The organism is Streptomyces phytophilus, from assembly GCF_013870535.1.
Classification (GTDB): domain Bacteria; phylum Actinomycetota; class Actinomycetes; order Streptomycetales; family Streptomycetaceae; genus Streptomyces; species Streptomyces phytophilus.
Genome location: NZ_JACBXC010001019.1, coordinates 1 through 2,216 on the forward strand (window position 1 = coordinate 1; position 2,216 = coordinate 2,216).

Below are 2,216 nucleotides of genomic sequence, written 5' to 3' on the forward strand. Positions count from 1 at the left end.
GCCACTCGCTCTGTCTCCCGTGTTCACCTGGTCTCCCGTCGACGTGCGGATCGTCGTGCGCCGTCAGACCTACCGGCGTGTGTTGCCCGTGGCACGAACGACAAGTGAACAACTGCCCCCGCGGCGGGGGGAAGTGCACCGCGCGGAGCGTAATCACGTGTGCGCGGGATTGGACAGGTGGGGGTCTCATCAGGTGATATGGAGTGGTGGCACACGGCATCGATCTCGACGTCTTCGAGGAGCACCGTTCCGTCCTGATGGGCGTGGCGTACCGCATGCTGGGTGCGTTCGCCGACGCCGAGGACGTGGTGCAGGACACCTGGCTGCGCTGGTCGGCCGCGGACCGCGAGCGGGTCCGCGACCCGCGCGGCTACCTGGTGCGCATCGCCACCCGCCTCTCCCTCGACCGGCTGCGCCAGACGCAGGCGCGGCGCGAGGCGTACGTCGGCTCCTGGCTCCCGGAGCCGCTCGCCACCGACGTCCTCGGCGAAACGCTGCCGGACAGCTCGGAGCGGGCGCTGCTCGACGAGTCGGTGACGCTGGCGATGCTCGTGGTGATGGAGTCGCTGTCGCCGCTGGAGCGGGCCGTCTTCGTGCTCCGGGAGGCGTTCGGCTTCCCGTACGCGGAGATAGGCGCGATGCTCGACCGCTCCGACGAGGCCGTGCGCCAGCTCGCCGGCCGCGCCCGGCGGCACGTCACGCAGCGCAAGCCGCGCTACGACGTCGACTCCGTCGAGCAGCGCGACATCACCGAGCGGTTCCTCGAAGCCGCCTCCGGCGGTGACATGGACGGCCTGATGGCGCTGCTGGCCTCGGACGTGGACGTGATCTCCGACACCGGGGGCAAGGCGAGGGGGCCGAGGCGCGTCATCGACGGCGCCGACAACGCGGCCCGGACCTTCATCGGCGGCGCCCGCGGCGTCTACGCGGTGGCGGACCCGGAGCTGGTCTTCCGCGAGATCAACGGCGAGCTCGGCCTGGTGGTCCTGTCGAAGGGCGTGCCGGACACGGTCATGGTCCCGCAGTTCCGGGACGGCCGGATCGCGCGCATCTACATCATGCGCAACCGCGACAAGCTCCGCGGCATCCGCAAGTAGCGGATCCGGGCCCGTACCGCCCGCCGCTACAGCCCGCCGGAGACCCGCAGCACCGCGCCCGTGGTGTACGACGCCTCCTCGGACAGCAGCCACGCCACCGCCCCGGCGATCTCCTCCGGCTCCCCGGGCCGGCGCATCGGCACCCGCTCGGGGTTGCGCCACGGCCGCTCGGGGTCGCCCATCGCCGCGTGCATGTCGGTGACGGTCATCCCGGGCTGCACGGAGTTCACGCGTACGCCCTCGGGCCCCAGCTCCTTGGCCAGGCCGAGCGTCATGGTGTCCACGGCGGCCTTGCTCGCCGCGTAGTGCACGTACTCGCCGGGGCTGCCGAGGGTGGCGGCGCCCGAGGAGATCGTGACGATCGCGCCGCCGCGGCCCCCGTGCCGGGTGGACATCTCGCGCACCGCGCGCCGGGTGCAGACGAACGTGCCCATCACGTTGACGTCCAGCACGCGGCGCATCACGTCGAGGGGCGTCTCGTCGAACCGGCCCAGCGGCCCGGTGACGCCGGCGTTGTTCACCAGCCCGGTGACCGGTCCCAGGCGCTCGCGGGCGGTGTCGAAGAGCGCGTCGACCTGCCCGGGGTCGCTGACGTCGGCCCGTACGGCCACACACGCCACTCCCTCGGCCCGTACCTCCGCCGCCACCCCCTCCGCGGCGGCCTCCGCCCGCTCGTACGCCAGCGCGACGGCGTGACCCGCACGGGCCAGTCTGCGCACGATCGCCGCGCCGATGCCGCGGCTGCCCCCGGTGACCACCGTGACCTGGTCCATCACTGCCTTTCCGCCGTCCGTCGGATCGCCGGACGGACCGTACCCCAGGGGCATTGGTCTTGACCAAGTCCGGGTGGCGTCCTACTGTCGGCGAGAGATACTGCAACAACCTTTCATAAACAACCGCGCATAAAGGCGGCCAGGCCGACGGGGATTGCGAGGATCAGGTGGGGACCACGCAGCCGGACACGGTGACCGAGCTGAAGTACTGGCATCTCAAGGGTGTGATCAGCGAGGCGCTGGAGTCGGAGTTCTCGGTAGGGGAGATCCTGCCCAACGAGCGCGAGCTGGCGGCCCGCTTCGGCGTCGCCCGCGCGACCCTGCGGCAGGCACTCGACCAGTTGGA

Annotated in this window: 3 protein-coding genes; 2 read left to right on the forward strand and 1 reads right to left on the reverse strand. The window is 71.6% G+C overall.

The window, feature by feature from the left end; all coding sequences use genetic code 11:
• Positions 1-203: 203 nt before the first annotated feature.
• Positions 204-1,097, forward strand: a complete 894-nt coding sequence (gene sigJ / locus H5J30_RS28480) for an RNA polymerase sigma factor SigJ (protein ID WP_181790160.1) — start codon at positions 204-206, stop codon at positions 1,095-1,097.
• A 26-nt stretch (positions 1,098-1,123) separates the two neighbouring features.
• On the opposite strand, the gene H5J30_RS28485 is transcribed toward sigJ, so the two are convergent.
• Positions 1,124-1,870: an SDR family oxidoreductase gene (locus H5J30_RS28485; protein WP_181790161.1), complete on the reverse strand. Its 747-nt coding sequence runs from the start codon at positions 1,868-1,870 to the stop codon at positions 1,124-1,126.
• 167 nt (positions 1,871-2,037) lie between these two features.
• Here H5J30_RS28485 and H5J30_RS28490 point away from each other — a divergent pair.
• Positions 2,038-2,216, forward strand: a 179-nt coding sequence (locus H5J30_RS28490; RefSeq protein ID WP_181790162.1) for a GntR family transcriptional regulator, incomplete at its 3' end; no start/stop codon positions are given.

Bases quoted from the DNA above. Each gene is read 5' to 3' on its own strand.
- H5J30_RS28485 (WP_181790161.1), bottom strand. From the start codon at position 1,870: ATGGACCAGGTCACGGTGGTCACCGGGGGCAGCCGCGGCATCGGCGCG.